The sequence below is a fragment of the Macrococcus brunensis genome, assembly GCF_004359615.1.
GTDB classification, from domain to species: Bacteria; Bacillota; Bacilli; order Staphylococcales; family Staphylococcaceae; genus Macrococcus; species Macrococcus brunensis.
In genome coordinates, this window is record NZ_SCWA01000001.1 from 147,331 (window position 1) to 164,931 (window position 17,601).

Annotated in this window: 18 protein-coding genes and 1 riboswitch; of the genes, 4 read left to right on the forward strand and 14 right to left on the reverse strand. The window is 40.8% G+C overall.

The annotated features are described in order from the left end of the window. Window positions 1-11: 11 nt before the first annotated feature. Together ERX27_RS00785 and ERX27_RS00790 are read right to left on the reverse strand one after the other, a co-directional pair. On the reverse strand, window positions 12-863 hold the full coding sequence (locus ERX27_RS00785; protein ID WP_133430905.1) for a LysR family transcriptional regulator: 852 nt from the start codon (window positions 861-863) through the stop codon (window positions 12-14). Next, the gene (locus ERX27_RS00790) at window positions 850-1,608 is read right to left on the reverse strand and encodes a TatD family hydrolase (RefSeq protein WP_133430906.1); all 759 of its coding nucleotides are present in this window, start codon (window positions 1,606-1,608) and stop codon (window positions 850-852) included. The genes ERX27_RS00785 and ERX27_RS00790 overlap by 14 nt, the downstream gene beginning before the upstream one ends. A gap of 143 nt (window positions 1,609-1,751) precedes the next feature. On the opposite strand from ERX27_RS00790, the gene ERX27_RS00795 reads away from it, so the two are divergent. Then, on the forward strand, window positions 1,752-2,621 hold the full coding sequence (locus ERX27_RS00795) for an SDR family oxidoreductase (protein WP_133430907.1): 870 nt from the start codon (window positions 1,752-1,754) through the stop codon (window positions 2,619-2,621). A 92-nt stretch (window positions 2,622-2,713) separates the two neighbouring features. Then, a complete protein-coding gene (locus ERX27_RS00800) occupies window positions 2,714-3,097 on the forward strand; it encodes a YkvA family protein (RefSeq protein WP_133430908.1) in 384 nt (127 codons plus the stop codon). 3 nt (window positions 3,098-3,100) lie between these two features. Here ERX27_RS00800 and ERX27_RS00805 read toward each other — a convergent pair whose 3' ends face one another. The 6 genes from ERX27_RS00805 to ERX27_RS00830 all read right to left on the reverse strand — a co-directional run bounded on the left by ERX27_RS00805 (window position 3,101) and on the right by ERX27_RS00830 (window position 9,170). Continuing rightward, window positions 3,101-3,637, reverse strand: coding sequence for a ribonuclease FAU-1 family protein (locus ERX27_RS00805; RefSeq protein WP_133430909.1), 537 nt, complete (start codon window positions 3,635-3,637; stop codon window positions 3,101-3,103). 122 nt (window positions 3,638-3,759) lie between these two features. Further along, window positions 3,760-5,646 (reverse strand): DHA2 family efflux MFS transporter permease subunit, encoded by a 1,887-nt coding sequence (locus ERX27_RS00810; protein WP_133430910.1) that lies wholly within the window; start codon window positions 5,644-5,646, stop codon window positions 3,760-3,762. 12 nt (window positions 5,647-5,658) lie between these two features. After that, window positions 5,659-6,309: an HlyD family secretion protein gene (locus ERX27_RS00815; protein ID WP_133430911.1), complete on the reverse strand. Its 651-nt coding sequence runs from the start codon at window positions 6,307-6,309 to the stop codon at window positions 5,659-5,661. Window positions 6,310-6,652: 343 nt separating this feature from the next. Then, window positions 6,653-7,489, reverse strand: coding sequence for a MetQ/NlpA family ABC transporter substrate-binding protein (locus tag ERX27_RS00820; RefSeq protein WP_133430912.1), 837 nt, complete (start codon window positions 7,487-7,489; stop codon window positions 6,653-6,655). A gap of 12 nt (window positions 7,490-7,501) precedes the next feature. Next, entirely contained in the window at window positions 7,502-8,167 is a 666-nt protein-coding gene (locus ERX27_RS00825) for a methionine ABC transporter permease (RefSeq protein ID WP_133430913.1), read from the reverse strand. Further along, a complete protein-coding gene (locus ERX27_RS00830; protein ID WP_133430960.1) occupies window positions 8,157-9,170 on the reverse strand; it encodes a methionine ABC transporter ATP-binding protein in 1,014 nt (337 codons plus the stop codon). Before ERX27_RS00830 ends, ERX27_RS00825 begins: the two co-directional genes overlap by 11 nt. A gap of 68 nt (window positions 9,171-9,238) precedes the next feature. Continuing rightward, window positions 9,239-9,343: riboswitch (SAM riboswitch) on the reverse strand. Window positions 9,344-9,464: 121 nt separating this feature from the next. Here ERX27_RS00830 and ERX27_RS00835 point away from each other — a divergent pair. Further along, the gene (locus ERX27_RS00835) at window positions 9,465-10,010 is read left to right on the forward strand and encodes a TetR/AcrR family transcriptional regulator C-terminal domain-containing protein (RefSeq protein ID WP_133430914.1); all 546 of its coding nucleotides are present in this window, start codon (window positions 9,465-9,467) and stop codon (window positions 10,008-10,010) included. A gap of 72 nt (window positions 10,011-10,082) precedes the next feature. Next, on the forward strand, window positions 10,083-11,417 hold the full coding sequence (locus ERX27_RS00840) for an N-acetylglucosaminidase (protein ID WP_133430915.1): 1,335 nt from the start codon (window positions 10,083-10,085) through the stop codon (window positions 11,415-11,417). Between the two features lie 38 nt (window positions 11,418-11,455). Here ERX27_RS00840 and ERX27_RS00845 read toward each other — a convergent pair whose 3' ends face one another. The 6 genes from ERX27_RS00845 to ERX27_RS00870 form a co-directional block, all read right to left on the reverse strand. Continuing rightward, complete coding sequence (locus tag ERX27_RS00845) at window positions 11,456-13,006, reverse strand: phospholipase D family protein (RefSeq protein ID WP_133430916.1); 1,551 nt, start codon at window positions 13,004-13,006, stop codon at window positions 11,456-11,458. A gap of 52 nt (window positions 13,007-13,058) precedes the next feature. Continuing rightward, complete coding sequence (locus tag ERX27_RS00850) at window positions 13,059-14,957, reverse strand: hypothetical protein (protein ID WP_133430917.1); 1,899 nt, start codon at window positions 14,955-14,957, stop codon at window positions 13,059-13,061. Next, window positions 14,929-15,834, reverse strand: coding sequence for an ABC transporter ATP-binding protein (locus ERX27_RS00855; protein WP_133430918.1), 906 nt, complete (start codon window positions 15,832-15,834; stop codon window positions 14,929-14,931). Before ERX27_RS00855 ends, ERX27_RS00850 begins: the two co-directional genes overlap by 29 nt. Further along, window positions 15,815-16,204: a GntR family transcriptional regulator gene (locus ERX27_RS00860; RefSeq protein WP_133430919.1), complete on the reverse strand. Its 390-nt coding sequence runs from the start codon at window positions 16,202-16,204 to the stop codon at window positions 15,815-15,817. The genes ERX27_RS00855 and ERX27_RS00860 overlap by 20 nt, the downstream gene beginning before the upstream one ends. A 221-nt stretch (window positions 16,205-16,425) precedes the next feature. Beyond that, window positions 16,426-17,205: an SDR family NAD(P)-dependent oxidoreductase gene (locus ERX27_RS00865; RefSeq protein ID WP_133430920.1), complete on the reverse strand. Its 780-nt coding sequence runs from the start codon at window positions 17,203-17,205 to the stop codon at window positions 16,426-16,428. Window position 17,206: 1 nt separating this feature from the next. After that, on the reverse strand, window positions 17,207-17,599 hold the full coding sequence (locus ERX27_RS00870) for a GNAT family N-acetyltransferase (protein ID WP_133430921.1): 393 nt from the start codon (window positions 17,597-17,599) through the stop codon (window positions 17,207-17,209). Window positions 17,600-17,601 lie beyond the last annotated feature (2 nt).

Sequence of the window (17,601 nt, forward strand, 5' to 3'; positions counted from 1 at the left end):
TTCGTCACCTTCTACTGATATTGTCTCATCAAGCTGATGAACGCTTCCACTTGTGGAAGACTTAATATATCATGGTCATAACTCATGTAAGTCTTACGTGTCATATGCGCCTGTCCTGCATCCAGCAGTTCAACAGCAAATAATTCCTGGTCGATATCTCCAATGACGATTTCCGGCAGAACTGTCATACCGACGCCACTGAGCAGCAGTTCTTTACATGTCGCAATCTGATCAGTACGTATTTGCGGTGCATATACCTGCCCAAACTGTTCTGTATACCATTCTTCAATTTCTTTGAGATAAGCAGCATCCGCCTGAAACTCTATAACCGGCAGCTGGTCCAGCTGATGCTGTTTCGCTTTAGGATAGATAAAATAATGCTTGTCTTCTAAAAAGAGCTCATTGGTCACATTCATTATTTCTGTACCGCGGATAATCGCCACATGGAAATCACGATGGTGCGCTGAAATCTGTGCACTTGAACCGACCTGGAGCTGAATTTTTACTTGCGGATAAAGCTCGACGTAACGCCCCAGTACTTTAGGTAGAATCGTCTGCCCGATCAGTGAAGATGCACCGATTGATAATTTACCGTTGATGACTCCTTCTGACGAGTGAATCAGTTCTTTTAGCGTTTCTTCTTCCTTCAGCATCTTACGCGCATGCTGAATGATACTTTCTCCGTGTGTCGTAACGATCAATTTTTTTTTCGTGCGAATGAAAATGGGCGTCCCCCACTCCTGTTCAATCGATTTCAGACGCTGACTGACAGCAGGCTGTGAGATATAAAGAAGTGCTGCCGCTTTTCTAAGCGTCTCCGCATCAGCTAGTGTTACAATCAATCGATAGTCATCTACTTTCATCATGCGCCTCCAAATGATAGAATGACCGCGTATTATGTCCCATTTGAATACTAACCTCATTACGCGTCATCTGTTTAATTACTGCAATCTCACCTATTATAGCAGATAGTTGGTTCTGAATGTCGCACTTGTCAAATCCTGTATGCGGCCATGGTCCGTCCGTCTCTATCATCAGCTGGTTAAGTGGCGTCAGCTCTACTACTCGTCTTGTCTTCGCATTCCAAAGAACGTCTGGTGTGACACTGATAAAATGACCCGCTTCGATGACTTCATGGATTAATTCATCTTTCGCCTTGAACCAGTGAAAGTGCCCTCTGACGTTGTACTTACTAAGCAGCTGGAGTGCGATAGCGGCGTCTGCATATACTGCATGTAGTACGACCGGCAGTTTCAGTTCACTTGCAAGATGAATCAGCGTTTCAAGGATATGAATGTATGCGGCCTCGTCTTCTACTTTTCCTTCTCTTCTCAAATATTGCGGCAGTCCTATTTCACCGATAGCACAGAGCTCAGTCTGGTTCTGACGTATCCAGTCGACGAGTTTAATGAGTTCTGATTCTTTCAGCACGGCCTGCTCGGGATGAAAGCCTGCAGCGATATTGATATCATACTGTCTTTTTAAGTCGAGCAATCTTTTACTGCTGTCTAAATCTGTGGCGACAGCAATGACTCCCTCTATTTGAGAGAGCATAATATTCATTTCATCCTCATGATATTGATCTAAATGTATATGACTGTCGTACATGTCATACCTCTTTTCTCTAGTTTACATGTATATTGTGACGGTCTTACCGATAAATCTCAACTATCTGTGATAAATTGTACGCCATGTTTTACCAGTCTTTATAAAAGGTATAACTAAACAACACAAATTTAGGAGGCTCACTCATGGATAAATTTGAAAAGATCGATAAAGAAATTGAAGGTTATACGCAGGAAGGTCAGCCAGGTCGCGAACATGAAATGAATCCAAAACCAATCGCTGAAGATGAAGATTATCAGCCAGGCGGCAAACTGAAAGGTAAAGTCGCTTTAATTACAGGCGGTGATTCAGGTATTGGTCGTGCAGTTGCCATTCTTTATGCGAAAGAAGGTGCTGATGTTGCGATTGGTTATTATGACGAAAAACAGGATGCAGATGATACTGTGAAACGTCTGGAAGAATTAGGCGCTAAAGCAAAAGCCTATCCATTTGATTTAAAAGATGTAGAACAATGTAAGAAACTTGCATCTGACGTAATCACAGATTTCGGTAATATCAACGTTCTAGTTAATAACGGCGGCGTTCAGTACCCTCAGGAAGACTTCCTGGATATTACACCTGAACAGATCCACGAGACATTTGCGACGAACATCTTCGGCATGATGTATTTAACTCAAGCTGTTCTCCCTCATATGTCTAAAGGTGATTCAATCATCAATACAAGCAGTGTCACAGCTTATCGTGGTTCTGAAACATTGATTGATTACTCAGCGACTAAAGGTGCGATTACAGCCTTTACACGTTCACTATCTCAACAGCTGGCACCGAAAGGTATCCGCGTTAACAGCGTAGCGCCAGGACCTATTTATACACCGCTTATTCCAGCAACTTTCCCTGCTGAAAAAGTAGAAAAACATGGTCAGGAAACTGCAATGGAACGCCGTGGTCAACCGAGTGAGAATGCACCCGCTTACGTGTTCCTTGCTTCACAGGATTCAACTTATATTACAGGTCAGGCTATCCATATCAATGGTGGCGACTTTATCACAAGCTAATGACTAAAGCCTCTTTTATAGAGGCTTTTTTTAGTGCGTAGAATGAGAAGTTGTTATACGATAAACTTATTATCTGCGAAAAGAGTGATGTCATGAAACGTTTAAAACAATGGGCAAAACAAATGAAACAGCAGCTGACAGTTCTTTATTTTGCTGCACAGCACCCCGATATGCCACTGATGACTAAGCTATTTGCTGTCTTCATTGTCAGTTATGCCCTCAGTCCCATTGACCTGATTCCTGACTTCATTCCTGTTTTAGGCATTCTCGATGACTTAATTCTGTTACCGCTCGGCATATACCTGTGCTATAAAATGATACCTGAACAGGTACTGATTGAAGCTAAAAAACAAGCCGAGACAGAGCAAATTGACAAAAAACATACGTCATTCATTGTTGTTTTGATTGTACTATTCTGGATTGCCATTTTATGGACTGTTATTCAATATTTACTTCCTTATATCATTAAAAAATAGCCTCTACAATGTAGGGGCTATTTTTTGTCTGCAATATTCTACTTTTTCGGCAAAAGATACGAAGTCGCTGCTGATCCGCTTCATCAGCTCATGTGCTGTCTGATAGGCTGCATCGTACTGTTCCTGAGTGATCTCACCTTTATGAAGCGCACGTTTGATATCTGCTTCGTCCACGAGCTCATATTCACCCGTCGGCAATACAAGAATATCAAGAAACATATCAGCTGTTCTGGCCTCACCCATCTCCAGTATATTTCTTTCATTGATATCGATATAATACTGGACAGGTTTTCCTGCACGGTCGTACATAGCAGTGATGCTGTATTGTTTATCTTTAGGCAGTAATTGCAGCCATTGATAACCGACTTCTGCCACTGTGATGGTCGTCCCTACGACTTCAACTTGCAAAGGTGATTTTACTTTCTTCATCGTAACGAGTCCCACGATGCCATCAAATGTGTGGTCTTCTATTCTTAGTTCCTTATATTCTTTCTTCTGCAATCTGCGCCAGTAGCGTTTATCAATATATTTCGTTTTCAAATCGCACAACTCCTTACACATTATTATATAAAATTAACCATTGCAGAGATAGTATTTTTTACTTTGTCATTCATATGTAAGTCATTCTTTATACAAAAAAAGAGAAGCACAGGGCTTCTCTTTTATGCTTCATCTGAACGGTAATGGTCTTTACCTTTCAGGAAGAACGATAAGATAAATGCGAGGGCACTGAGAACAGTTGCCACCCAGAATGCATCATTGATACCATTGATTGTTGCCAGCTGCTGCATGCGGCCGAGCATCATCTGTGTACCTAATGCATCACTGCCCACTGCTTGTCCAGCCTGCTGAATCTGATTCATAACAGCAGGATTCGTTTTGTCGAGTGAGTTAGCAATGTCACCGATATGAGCAGAAGTCTGCTGCGTCATCACTGTTACTAAGATAGCAGTACCGATAGAACCCGCAAGCTGACGAATTGTGTTACTGAATGCATTACCGTGAGGAATTAATCTGCCTGGTAATGAGTTCATACCTGCTGTCATAATCGGCATCATGATGAATGCCATACCGAATGAACGCAGTATATAGATTCCTAATATATGACTATAAGGTGTATCCATATTCAGTTTAGTCAGTTCCCACGTTGCATAAGTCATGATGGCAAGACCAAAGATAGCTAGCGGTTTAATACCCACTTTATCAAATAATCGACCTGCGATAGGACCCATCAGACCCATCAAGAGTGAACCAGGTAATAATAACAACCCTGAATCAAGTGGTGAGAATCCTCTGATAGATTGAAGATAAATTGGCAGAAGAATCATCCCACCGAATAACGCCATCGTCACGATGATGTTGATCAATGTTGTAAACGAGAAACCTGAATATTTCAGTGTTGAAAGGTCCATCATTGGGTTCTTCATTGACAGTTCTCTATAGACGAATAAACCAACGAAAATGAGACCTATAATAATTGTAGAATCAACGACTGGTGAATCCCAGCCTTTGTTACCGGCTTCACTGAAGCCGTAAAGAATACTACCGAAACCGATTGTACTGAAAATAACACCTGGAATATCAAGTTTCGCATTATGTGTCGGCTGTGCAATTTTGAACCACACTGAACCGATGAGAAGTGCAATTGCACCAATAATGAACATACCATAGAACATCACGTTCCAGTGATAGTTCTGGATGACCCAGCCTGTTAATGTCGGACCAATGGCAGGTGCTAAGATAAATGCAATACCCATCATACCCATTGCCGCACCTCGTTTGTCGGGCGGGAAGATAGACATGAAGATATTTGTACCAAGTGGCATTAAGATACCGGCACCGACTGCCTGTGTTAAACGACCGACCATCATCATCGGGAAGTTTCCTGCGATGGCACAGATCAGTGATCCGACTGTGAAGAACATCATCGCCGTCATGAATAACTGACGATATGTGAAACGTTGAATCAGGAATGCACTGATGGGTACTAAAATACCATTGACCAGCATGAAACCTGTTGTTAACCACTGTGCTGTAGAAGTCGTGATACCAAAGTCATTGATTAAGACTGGTAACGCGACGTTGATTAACGTCTGGTTTAAGATTGCGATGAACATCCCGATCATTAATGCAGTAATGATTTTTGGAATCGTGATATTTTTGCCGAATGTTAAGTTCGGACCATGAGCATGAGCTGCTGCTTCTCTTGGTGATTCTTCAGTAGAAGCTGTTGCAGTTTCTACTTCTTCATGAGTGCGCGCTGCTTCACTATCATAGATCACTTCTTCTGAATATTCTGGTTCTATTTTTTCATGTGTACTGCGTGTCGAGCTGTTATAGATGACTTCTGGCTGTGCAGGTTCAACATGTGTTTTGATTGGCTGCTCATAAGTCACTTTTTCCGCTTGATGGTCATAAACAGGTGTTTCTTCAACAACCTGTTCTTTCGTGTCAACCGGTTTAACTTTCTTTCTTCTCAGGAAAAGGCGGTTGATAACAAAGAATACCGCCAGAGATAATAGGATATATGCAATGATAAATGAGGTCATACGATAACCTCCTTAGTTTTTATGAATGCGTACAGTTACATTCATCCCTGGTAAGATGTCTAATGATTTGTCTTTAGAAAGGCTGATTTTAACAGGCACTACTTGAGTGACTTTAGTGAAGTTCGCATTACCGTTTGATGATGGTAATAATGAGAAGCTAGAAGCTGTAGCAAAACCGATTTGTTCTACTTCACCTGTAAGTGTAGTATCTTTGTAACCATCAACGTATACGTCAACTTCTTGACCTTTTTTCACGCCATCAAGTTCTGTTTCTTTAATATTTGCTGTAACGAATAATTCGTTCATGTCGTAAGCGTAAGCGATTGGTGTGCCCGCGCCAACAAAACCATTTTCAGTTGCTTGTGTTTTTACGATAGTACCGTCTTGAGGCATTTTAAGGTCTACTTTAGATGGTTTGCCATCAGCACCTTGAGCCATTACTTCACCGACAGTGTCGTCTTTAGAGATTTCGTCGCCGACTTGTTTGTCAAATGTAGTCAGTTTACCTGCTGCAGGGCTAGCGATTGTTAATTGTGTGCCGTCTACTTTTGCGTTGTCAGTTTTAACGTAGTTGACTGACTCATCGTAGAAGTGGTATGCAGCGATACCAGCAGCGGCAAGGATGACTAAAGTTAAGATATTGATTAAGACTATTTTTCTCATGTGTATTCCTCCATATAATTTTTTCACATAAATAACATTATAGTGAGTTTCATCACACTATCAACCAACAATATTCAACAAAGTGTTGGATTTCGCGTCGTTATTTACATCGCAAACGATTACATTTACAAATAATCAATATGAAATTCGCAAAGCGTACGTATAATGAGAGTGAGGTGAAAAATGACAACGAGAGATAAATGTCTTAATTAAACTTGATAAAGATGGCGGAGGGGAAATATATAACTTAATGAGTGACGTATTATTATAGAAGAAACTCGATAATGATGGCGGGTAAATCCATAAAAAAACACCCCGCTATAAAAACGAGGTGCTCACTCTACTATTTCACATCTTCTTCTACTTGTTTAATCTCATCTGCTGATAACTTATGAACAACTTCGCCGCCATTTGAGTTTTTCTTAATCGCTTCAGCTACTTCTGGTGTCTGATAGTATTCAACGATTTTTTTGTATTCTTCTTTATCTTTATTTTCTGTTTTTGCTGCGATGACATTGATGTAAGGTTTTGCGTTATCAACATTCGCATTTTCCAGATATATCGGGTCGTTCTTTGTATCAAATCCTGCTTTACCCGCTACACCGTTATTGATGATACTTGCCGCAACGTCCGGTAATACACGTGGTGTCTGCTGTGCATCGATTGCTTTAATTTTAATGCCTAAGTCGTTCTCTTTTACTTTTGATGGGTCGCCTAATAGTCCGAAATCATCATCTAATTTAATGATTCCCGCCGTTTCAAGCAAACGAAGTGCGCGCGCCTGGTTAGTCGGATCATTCGGAATCGCGACTGTGTCACCTTTCTTCAGTTCCTTGATGTCTTTAATTTTCTCTGAATAAATACCCATCGGTGCAAATACAGTTGTTCCGATTGGCGTAATGTCTAAGTTATGTGCTTTCTTGAATTCTTCTAAAAACGCAAAATGCTGGAATGCGTTTAAATCAATTTCCCCTTCATTCAGTGCATTATTAGGAATCGTGTAATCCTGAAATTCAACGAGTTCTACTTTAATGCCATCTTTTTCCGCCTTTTCTTTAATAATATTCCAGACAGTTTTATCTTCGCCTGTCACACCTATTTTAACCGTTTTCTCGTCCTTACCTCCACATGCTGCTAAAAAGACAATCACACTTAAGACAACCCAAATTAATTTTTTCATCATTTTCTCTCCTTATAATCGACTTGTATATATATTTGCAATCTTATTGCCAATGAATTGTACGATCTGAACAAGAATAATCAGTATCAGAACCGTGATGAACATGACTGCGACGTCAAATCGCTGATAGCCATATGTAAATGCGAGATAACCAATGCCGCCAGCACCCACTAGTCCGGCAACAGCAGAGAATTCAATCAATGAGACAGTCGTAAATGTCAGACCGAGTATCAATGCACCTGCTGCTTCAGGGACAAGCACTTTAAACAGAATATCGAACTTAGTAGACCCCATCGCTTCTGCTGCTTCAATGACCCCTTTATCAACAGAGATGATATTATTTTCCACCACCCGGGCGATAGAGAGCGAGGCAGCGAGCGTCATCGGGAAGATAGCCGCCCATATACCAATGGATGTCCCGACTAAAAATCGGGTGATCGGTATCAGGGCCACCAGAAAGATAATGAAAGGTATCGGTCTGATTGTGTTAATCAGAAAGTTTAAAGTGACGTTGACCGCGCGATTTTCAAGCACATTGCCTCGACCTGTTGCATAAAGTAAAATCCCGAGCGGAATACCAATGAGCGCCGCAAGTACTAATGTGATGCCCACCATGATCAATGTGTTCACAAGCTCCTGCAGAATAATCGGATAAAATTCAGATAAATCAGCTTTCAAAACCTTCTACCTCCTTGATTTCAATACCATGCTGTTTCAGTTCAAGCAGTGCAAACTGGACTTTGTAATCTGGACCGACTGCTTCAATCAGTAAATTACCGAATAAACGATCGGTTAACTCAGTTATACTGCCATACAAAATATTGAAATCGACTTCATACTTACGTCCAATCTGACTCAGCACGGGTTCCAGTATCTGCTGATGGTTAAAAATAAACCGATAAAGTTTGCGTGAACGTTCTACGCCTTTTGGTACGTGGTCATTCAGAACAGAGTGAACAAAACGTTTTGTCGTCGGATGCAGTGGATTCGTGAATAGCTCAAATACTTTGTTCTGTTCGACAATCCGACCTTGTTCCATGACCGCCACTTCATCACAGATAGCCTTGACAACTTCCATCTCATGGGTGATCAGTACGATTGTGATGTTCAGTTCCTGGTTGATGCGTTTCAGAAGACGTAGGATTTCGTCTGTTGTCTCAGGATCAAGAGCAGATGTTGCCTCATCACAAAGCAGGATCTCTGGATTTGTGGCTAAGGCACGCGCGATACCAATACGCTGTTTCTGCCCCCCTGACAACTGGGCCGGATAGTCGTATTTTTTATCTAATAAACCGACGAAATTAAGTAACTCATCTACTCGCTGATCCAGTTCTTCTTTCGAATACTTCTTCGAAAGTTTCAAAGGATATTTGATATTCTCTGCCACTGTCTTTGCCTTAAAAAGATTGAACTGCTGAAAAATCATTCCGATATTCTGCCGTCTTTTTCTGAGCAGCTGTGGCTTTAAAGTGGTTATATTCTCACCATCAACAATTATTCGCCCGCTTGTCGGTTTCTCAAGCTTGTTGATCAACCGGATTAAAGTCGATTTACCTGCACCGGAATACCCCACTATGCCGAATATCTGTCCTCTCTCTATATTCAGCGTGACGTCTTGCAGTGCCGTCACTGTTCCTTTCTTCGTCTGAAACTGTTTTGATACTTCGTCAATCTCGATAATCGCCATGATAGCCTCCTTAAAAAATAAAAAAAGACCTTTTAGCTAGAAGCTAAAAAGTCTTAAACGTCCTTTTATCTGCCAAGCTAAGCTTGATGGATTTAGCACAGTGCTCGTAAACGAGTCCGCTGCTGAGATGTCATCGGGCCATATCCCTCAATCTCTCTTGATAAGTTTTATGAAGTTATACTCATAGTACATGTACATTTATAAGGTGTCAACTTGTTTTTTTAATTTTCTCAATCTTGAATTCATGATAAAATAAATGATTATAACAGATATAAGAAGTAGGTACTTATGACAGATAAACAAATACTGATAGAAAAACAATTTTTAAAACTATTAGAAGAACATCGTTTCCGTGAAATTACGATTAAAATGATCTGCGAAGAAGCGCATATCAACCGATCCACTTTTTATACATACTATCTTGATAAATATGATTTGCTGGATAGACTAATAGAGCACCATCTTTCAGAACTCAATTTGATCGGCAAACAGTTTGCAGATGCCAGCATAATAGACCGTGATGCGCTTCGCACCTTGTCGCTTCTTTATTTAGATAATTTATTTTCATATATTTATAACAATCAGAAGTTCTTTCGGACATTGATGACTGTTCATCCCGCTCAGAACTTTACTCAGAAATTTCTCAATGTATTAAAAGACAATTATATGCATATCATTAAAAATCATCATCTTCAGGATCCCGAATATTTCGTTAACTATACATTAGGCGGACAGTTCGGCATCATCTATTTCTGGCTGAAGAATAACTGCGAAGAATCACCAGATAAGGTCGCAGATATCGTTTATCGTAACATTCTAAAGACAAATCGTTAATTTATTGTAAAGCTCAGCCATTGATTAATCGTATACTGTATAATAAATTCACTAAGCTTTCGGAGGTCCTGAATGAAATACATTAAACGCACACTTGCAATGACGATGCTTTCTTCTGTTATTTTTTCTGCTTACGCTCAAGCGGATTCGTTAAGAATGGGTCATATTAAAGATACTAACTCTATTATCATCACCAGTATGAATGCCATGACTAAAAAGGTCGCAGGTGATTATGTCAATTATACGCTTTACGTTAATGATCAAGTGATGATCAATCAAAAACCTTATTACCGTGTTCAAGTGACACCTGACATCAATGATGCCATCGGTTACGTTGCAGCTGAGGACCTCACTATCCGTCCCGTTAAGGATACAGCTAAACCTGATACGACACTCGTACTTTCTGCAAGCACAAAGGTTTACAGCGTACCTGAAGGAACAGAGAGACAAATCATTGATCGTGCACCTAAAAATGAAAGTGTGACAGTGAATCAGTCGCTGCAGGTCGGTGGTAAAGTCTATCATGAAATCACTCGTCCTACTGGTTTAACAGGCTGGATTAAAGCAAACAGCCATACAAAAGCGCAAAAACCTCAAGTCAGACAAGCTGTCAATAAAGTGAAAAAGATTGTGAAACCTGCTCAATCTGTCATTAAGAAACCTGTCGTTAAAACAGAAATCAAAGCAACTCCTATTGCAGGTGCCCGAATGGTAGCAACAAGTCTTGAAGATGCCTATAAAGCTCAGATGAGACTGACGCCGAGACCTCAGACCTCTAACGGTATTAAGTGGTATAACGCACCTAAATCAGCTATTCTTGCTGCCATGGATACAGGTAAACTGGCAGCTGACAGCGTGAATCGTTATCAGTTCCTGAATTTAACAGAACCTCAAGGCCTGTCAGTGGCGCAGCTCAATTACTTACTTCAAGGTAAAGGTATTTTAGAAGGACGAGGACAGGCATTCAAGACCGCAAGTGAACGTTATGGTATTAATGAGATCTATTTAATCTCGCATGCTTTTCTTGAAACAGGTGAAGGAACGAGTGAACTCGCGCAAGGTAAGAAAGTCAAAGGCGCTGATAAAAAGAAAAAATATTACAACATGTTTGGAATCGGTGCGTTTGATAAACATGCTGTGAAATATGGTGCACAGTATGCAGCCAATGTCGGCTGGGATACGCCTGATAAAGCCATCATCGGTGGCGCTAAGTTTATTTCAACAGGTTATTTAAGCGAATCACAGAATACCCTTTACAAAATGCGCTGGAATCCGGATGCACCTGGACAGACCCAATATGCAACTGATATTCACTGGGCACATGCAAATGCAAGGTACTTAGTCCAGTTCTATCAGCAGCTCGGTCTTGAAGGCACTCACTTCGATTTCGTTCAGTACAGTAAATAGAAATAGACGTTCAGCAATACTGCTGAACGTCTATTTTTTTAGAAACTGGAGAGTCCTGTCAACTCCTGCAGTCGGTAAAGTACAGTCTTCCAGAACGAAGCTTCTTTCTTAACATCATAGCTATCTGTCACATGCGCATATTCGTTGTTCCATTTAGCATCAAAATCTGTATCCAGTTCCTTAAAGACAGGAAGACTTGACTTACCCGACAGAATGACGTCAGTCTCCATATTATAATCTGCTATATTTCGACGCGTTAAGTTCGCACTGCCGACAAACAAAGTTGAAGTCTGTTGCTGATCATCTTCGATCAGCACATATTTGTTATGGAACTGCTCTCCATGTGAGACAGCCCATTTCACCTGAATACGGTCATCGCTTCTTGAGACTAGTTCATGGGCGACCGGTTTATTCGGTATACCCGGTTTCTCTTTGCCGAATGCCTCTTTATTGACGTCAAGTATCAACTTTATATTGACCCCGCGATCGGCTGCTCTAAGGAGTGCATCAATCACGTCGCGGTCTGATAAATAAAACATCCCTATTTTCATCGTGTCATTATCATTCGTTTTTTCAATATATTCAAGCATTGCTTCTTTAATCTTGCCTTCAGTCACAAGCGTTGTTTCATAATCCATCATATTATCAAAGGCCCGGTTCTGAATGGTAAAATCTTCTCTTTCCAGGCTGCCGCCACTCATATTGATGGCCGCAACCTCACTTCTGATCAAGTCTTCCTGAATACGACCCGACATTTTGAGCGCGATATTCTGATGATGGCCGCTTGGATTATGCGGATTACTGCTCGCGATAATAGCGGACTTTTCAGTCACAAGCGTTTTACGATGATTCGCCTTGAAATTAAGAAGCTCCGCCATTCCTCTTACCGTAACATCAGGCGCCTTCTTCGAGAAGATATTCGTAATATGCCCGTTCTCACTATTGCCTAAAAAATAAAAAGTGGAACGCCAAAAACCGGAATAAAGCGGGTTAGAGTCCCGTAGTTTCGTCAGATCCGTCTCATATACAAAAATATCATGTGCGCGCATCTGCTTATAATGAGCGGGTGTATAACTGCCATAAACAGAATTAATCGGATCAGTCAGTACATAAATACGAATATTCGGGTTCTCCTCTTTCTTCTTGATTAAATGTCTTGTCAGCTCACCTGTTAAGTCAGGAAATTTTTCATTACCATCATAGGCATCGTTAAATAAAAACATATCCAGGATAATGAAATCATCTGCCTCATCTATCGTCTGAAAGACAGTATTGAAGATTTCATGATCATATTTATGACCATATGTATTATCAAGCAAGAGCTTCACATTATTGGTTCTGCTCGGTTCAAAACGTTTAGACAGGCCTACTGGCATCGGCTTCAGAACATTAAAGACCGCGACAGCAGTGACGATTAAAAATAAGCTTCCTACTATCCATTTACCCAGCGATTTTTTCTTTTTAGATTTCGGTTTTCTTTTAACCGCTGCGGCCTTTCGGTTTTTTGGGATTGTCTTTTTGGCTGTCGTTTTCTTTGCTGCTACCTTTTTAGCAGCTGGTTTTTTGGCTGTTGTTTTTTTCTCTGCCATGGCATCCTCCATTTCCCGGGTTATAAGTAAATAAGAAGATGCAGGCATCTTCTTATTTCACTTCTTTATTCATATTAATTATAGCAAATATATCATCACTACCTACAGCATATATATAATTACCATCAACATCAGCAGAACCATCGTTCATTGCTTGATTGAATGCTTTCTCACTTACTTTAGTTTTCTTTAATTTTTTAAGTTCTCTTTTTTCAAAAATGGTCTGACCTTTAAAATGATCCGGTTTAACATTTAAACGATAATATTCATCTGCATTAAAAATATCACTTGGCTGTTTAATCATTTTTTCATCAATCATGTACTGAATTAAGTGCGGATGATAAGGAGATATATTGAAGTCAACAAAACTGCCATCTAATTGTTCAAGCGTTACATAGACTGGGCTGGACGAGATACGAACCGGCGAATATTCAGTGTTTGCTTCTGCCATATCTGCTTTAAATGCTTTTAGAAATTTTGAATTATCTTCAGGTTCAATCGTTCGAATATCATCTTCACCATACTGGATATTAACAGAGTATCGTTTCAAGTCATCCCAGTCATAACCTTCTGTGATTGCTTTACTGTAAGTTTTATCATCTGTTAATCGTGATGCTTTCTTAAACTGTTCTTCTGACAGATCGGTATATGATCGGTGTTGAAGTGTCCCATCTTTCATCTTATATGTGACCGAGAAGCTGCCGTATGAATCATTGGCATTATGATTGATAATATCATGATGCATCGCCACCACTTCTTTTATATATGCGGGATCCTTTACATAACTTTCTAAATGCGGTCTTCCCTCTTCAGCCATTTCGGTCTCCATATTCACTGAAGCTACTTTATCTGTATCAGGTACGTACCCTTCCTGCCATTTACCAAATGCATATGTCGTTGCAAGTATAAGTGCGACCACCAGAAACGTCAGCCCCATAGACCGGAAGTTCAGTCTAACACGCGGACTTCTCTGATTGACTGCCTGCGCAAGCAGATAGATAATCAGGAATGACAGAATATAAATAACAGCAATCACGAATAAATTCTGAATGCCCGAAGTGAAAATAGTTCCGGCAACCATCACACCTAAAAGCACGACCAGCGTGATAAATGACCACTCAAGCCAAGAACGCTGGAAAGAATGAACAATACGCTCATTGCGACGTCGTTCATATAGGAAATATGTCGCAGCGAGCAGTATGCAAGCTACAATCATCGCTATCCCGAAATACAGCCAGTCTATGTGATCAACGATATGATTCACCATGCCAATCGGGAATGTCAGGTTCTCTGATAATGTATAGACTTTTTCCTGTCCTGGATCAAAATCCAGTACTGTCGCTCCGCGAAATAAGTTATTGTATATTCCCGTCGCGAGACTATGGAAGATAACGGGCAGCATTAACAGTAAACCTGTCAGAACGAGATGACCAAAATAATGATTGATCAGCTGTCCTACAAAGAGTGTAAATATGAATGCAAACAGTGAAATGATTAAAGTAAGAATCACCCAGTCAAAGATTTTACCAGCCGTGATGTCCTTAAAATGGAATGAAAACAAACCAAGAATAATACCGTTAATCATTAAGTTCATGGCTACTGTCGCTGTAAAAGCAGCCAGCATATGTGCCAGTATCTGATTCCTTTTAAACGGCAGACTATGCATAAAGTCAGACGCCTCTTCATTCTTCAGGAAATAAGTCATACCAAGCCCGCTAAGCACACCGTAAAATAATGTACCGACAAAGAAGGTTGAAAGGACAGCAGAATCAAAACCTAGCAGATGATTATCAGCTCCGTACAAATGACTTTCTCCGCTGTAAGTCATAAGAATATAGCCAAATGGCAGCAGGAAAAATGTACAGATGATATTGATCGCCATAAAGATTAAATTGTTGAAAAAGAAATGCTGAAATAACCCTTTATTCAACGATAATGTTTTCGATAGCATAACCATGCCCTCCCATCTCATAAGTAAAGATCTCTTCTAATGTCAGCGGCAGAATATCATACATGAGCGGATGATACTTCGTGATGATTTCTTCTATATGGCTGTCACTACCTGCAGTGATACATGTCACAACACGCCCCTTTATTTTACGGTCGAGTGCCTTTAAGTCTCTATAGAACGATTCAGGCGGTAACGTTTCAAATGCAGCCTGAACTTTACAGTGATCACGTTTCAGACTATCGAGCTCACGATTGATTAGCATCGTACCTTCATGCATGATAGAGATGCTGTCACAGAAGTCTTCCATCTCACGTAGATTATGACTCGAAACTAAAATAGACATTTGATGATTCGACACATCCTGGATCAGCAGATTCTTGATGGTATGTCTCACTACTGGATCCAGACCATCAAAAGGTTCATCCAGCAGGAGTACCTGCGGATGACAGGATAGTGACAGAATGAAGGCCGCCTGACGTTTCATCCCTTTTGACATACGGTTGAAGCGCTGTTTTGGATTCAGCTTGAGTAGTTTAACGAGCTGATGAAACCGGCTGTCGCTGAACCCTGGATACGACTCTTTATAGAATCCGGCCATTTCAATCAAATTGGAATAGTTAAAGAAATATGGAATGTCCGGCATAAAAAGCATCGCTTCTTTTACGGCAGTGTTTTCATAAACCTCTCTTTTGTCATAGAGAATCTGACCGCTGTCAGCCCGGTATATACCGGCCAGCAATTTCAGGAAAGTCGTCTTACCGGCCCCGTTAGAACCGAGCAGACCATGGATAGTACCTGGTTCGAGTTCTAAAGTTGCTTCTCTGACTGCCTGATAACGGTCAAATGACTTAGTAACCTCAATTGCCTTGACGTTCATGCTGTTCACCTCCTGCGATAAGCTCAATTTTCTGCTGTAGTTCTTCTTTGGTCAGACCGAGGAATAAAAGTTCCTGTATGATACGTTCCAGTTCAGTTGTCAATTCATCCACACGCTCCTTATTAATATCTGTTTCTATTTTTTGAACAAAGCTGCCTCGGCCTGGAATAGAATAAGTGAAGCCTTCCCGTTCAAGCTCTCGGTAAGCTTTTTGAATTGTATTGGGATTGATGGTCAGTTCCTGGGCCAGTTGTCTGACAGATGGAAGCTGTTCATCAGGTTTCATGACACCTCTAATGATCTGCAATTTGATGTTTTCCATCAATTGCTCATATAAAGGCGTACGGCTGCGGTTATCAATTGAAATCAATAGATGACCTCCTTTTAAATATTGTACTAACTGTATTAATTAATATAATACAGTTAGTACGGTGTAAGAGCAAGTATTATTTTAAATATTTCTTATGACATGCAAATAACCGTATATCTTCAGGATATACGGTTTACGAATAGTATTTTATTTAGCGTTATGAGCAATATTCACTGTTTATCGCTCATCACTCACTTTTCACATTAATCACTCTCGATAATCTACAACGCTGCGCCACTGCCACCATCGATATTAACTGCTGTTCCAGTTACATAGCTTGCAGCATCAGAAACAAGGAAAGAGATCACATTTGCCGCTTCTCTCGTGTCACCGATTCGTCCAAGCGGTATATTAAACTTTGGATCTCTTGCATATTCTTCCCACGATTTTTCAGGGGCTTCCTGCTGCCAGCGTTTCTCAATCTGACCACTGCGTATCAGTCCGATACAGACCGCATTGACACGAATATTGTAAGGTGCGAGATCCTTGCTAAGGGTATTGGTCAGTGCAAGTCCTGCTGCACGCGAAACAGATGTCGGTGATGAGTTAGCGGGCGGTGTTTTGCCAGCGACTGCTGTCAGATTAAGGATGGCACCGCCTTGTTTCTTGAGTTCAGGCAATGCCGCATGAATCATATGCAACCAGCCGAAGAGCTTGAGATTTAAATCATTCTGCCAGTCACTCAGTTCAACATTCTCGAAGTTTTCAGCGAATGCAGAACCTGCGTTATTAATCAGAATATCTAAACGGCCATAAGTTTCCACTGCATGCGCAATAATTTTCTTTGCATCTTCTTCTTTTGTCACATCGGCCGCTACGTAACTCAGAGTCTGGCCGGTTTTCTCCTTAATAGTCTGTACAGCTTCTTGTAAACCTTCTTCATTACGCGCAACCAATATCACTTTTGCGCCTTCTTCAGTCAGCAGTGCTGCTGTTTCTTTGCCAATTCCTTTGCTTGAACCTGTAATCACTGCTACTTTATCCTTTAATCCTAAATCCATGCTATTCACTCCTTAAGTCTTCATGATATGTTCTTCTAAAGCCATAAAAGGGTCTGAACCTGGGTGCATAGTACTCTTTAGAACTAGCTGTTGCAAGCAGTTCCATTCGTGTAGATGGATAGATATCATGCACAAAATTCAGCAAGTCTCGCCCATATCCCTTACCTCGAACGTCTTCTCTGACAATTAACTCACAGACATATAAAGAGACATAGCCATCCGTCAGTGCGCGGATACAACCGACTATCTCATTTTCAATCTCCATGACATATGCGATGCTATGCTGCCAACTGTTCAGGGTCTGTTCGTGACGAGCGACCAGGTTATCCCAGCCTTCTGCTTTATTCATTGCCTGAATCTGATCCATGTCAGCTGTTTTAAATTCTCGAATCATCG

Coding starts and splice junctions, on each gene's coding strand:
- ERX27_RS00850 (WP_133430917.1), bottom strand. CDS start 14,957: ATGCTATCGAAAACATTATCGTTGAATAAAGGGTTATTTCAGCATTTC.
- ERX27_RS00790 (WP_133430906.1), bottom strand. CDS start 1,608: ATGTACGACAGTCATATACATTTAGATCAATATCATGAGGATGAAATG.
- ERX27_RS00865 (WP_133430920.1), bottom strand. CDS start 17,205: ATGGATTTAGGATTAAAGGATAAAGTAGCAGTGATTACAGGTTCAAGC.
- ERX27_RS00870 (WP_133430921.1), bottom strand. CDS start 17,599: ATGATTCGAGAATTTAAAACAGCTGACATGGATCAGATTCAGGCAATG.
- ERX27_RS00800 (WP_133430908.1), top strand. CDS start 2,714: ATGAAACGTTTAAAACAATGGGCAAAACAAATGAAACAGCAGCTGACA.
- ERX27_RS00835 (WP_133430914.1), top strand. CDS start 9,465: ATGACAGATAAACAAATACTGATAGAAAAACAATTTTTAAAACTATTA.
- ERX27_RS00820 (WP_133430912.1), bottom strand. CDS start 7,489: ATGAAAAAATTAATTTGGGTTGTCTTAAGTGTGATTGTCTTTTTAGCA.
- ERX27_RS00855 (WP_133430918.1), bottom strand. CDS start 15,834: ATGAACGTCAAGGCAATTGAGGTTACTAAGTCATTTGACCGTTATCAG.
- ERX27_RS00810 (WP_133430910.1), bottom strand. CDS start 5,646: ATGACCTCATTTATCATTGCATATATCCTATTATCTCTGGCGGTATTC.
- ERX27_RS00785 (WP_133430905.1), bottom strand. CDS start 863: ATGAAAGTAGATGACTATCGATTGATTGTAACACTAGCTGATGCGGAG.
- ERX27_RS00845 (WP_133430916.1), bottom strand. CDS start 13,006: ATGGCAGAGAAAAAAACAACAGCCAAAAAACCAGCTGCTAAAAAGGTA.
- ERX27_RS00795 (WP_133430907.1), top strand. CDS start 1,752: ATGGATAAATTTGAAAAGATCGATAAAGAAATTGAAGGTTATACGCAG.
- ERX27_RS00840 (WP_133430915.1), top strand. CDS start 10,083: ATGAAATACATTAAACGCACACTTGCAATGACGATGCTTTCTTCTGTT.
- ERX27_RS00815 (WP_133430911.1), bottom strand. CDS start 6,309: ATGAGAAAAATAGTCTTAATCAATATCTTAACTTTAGTCATCCTTGCC.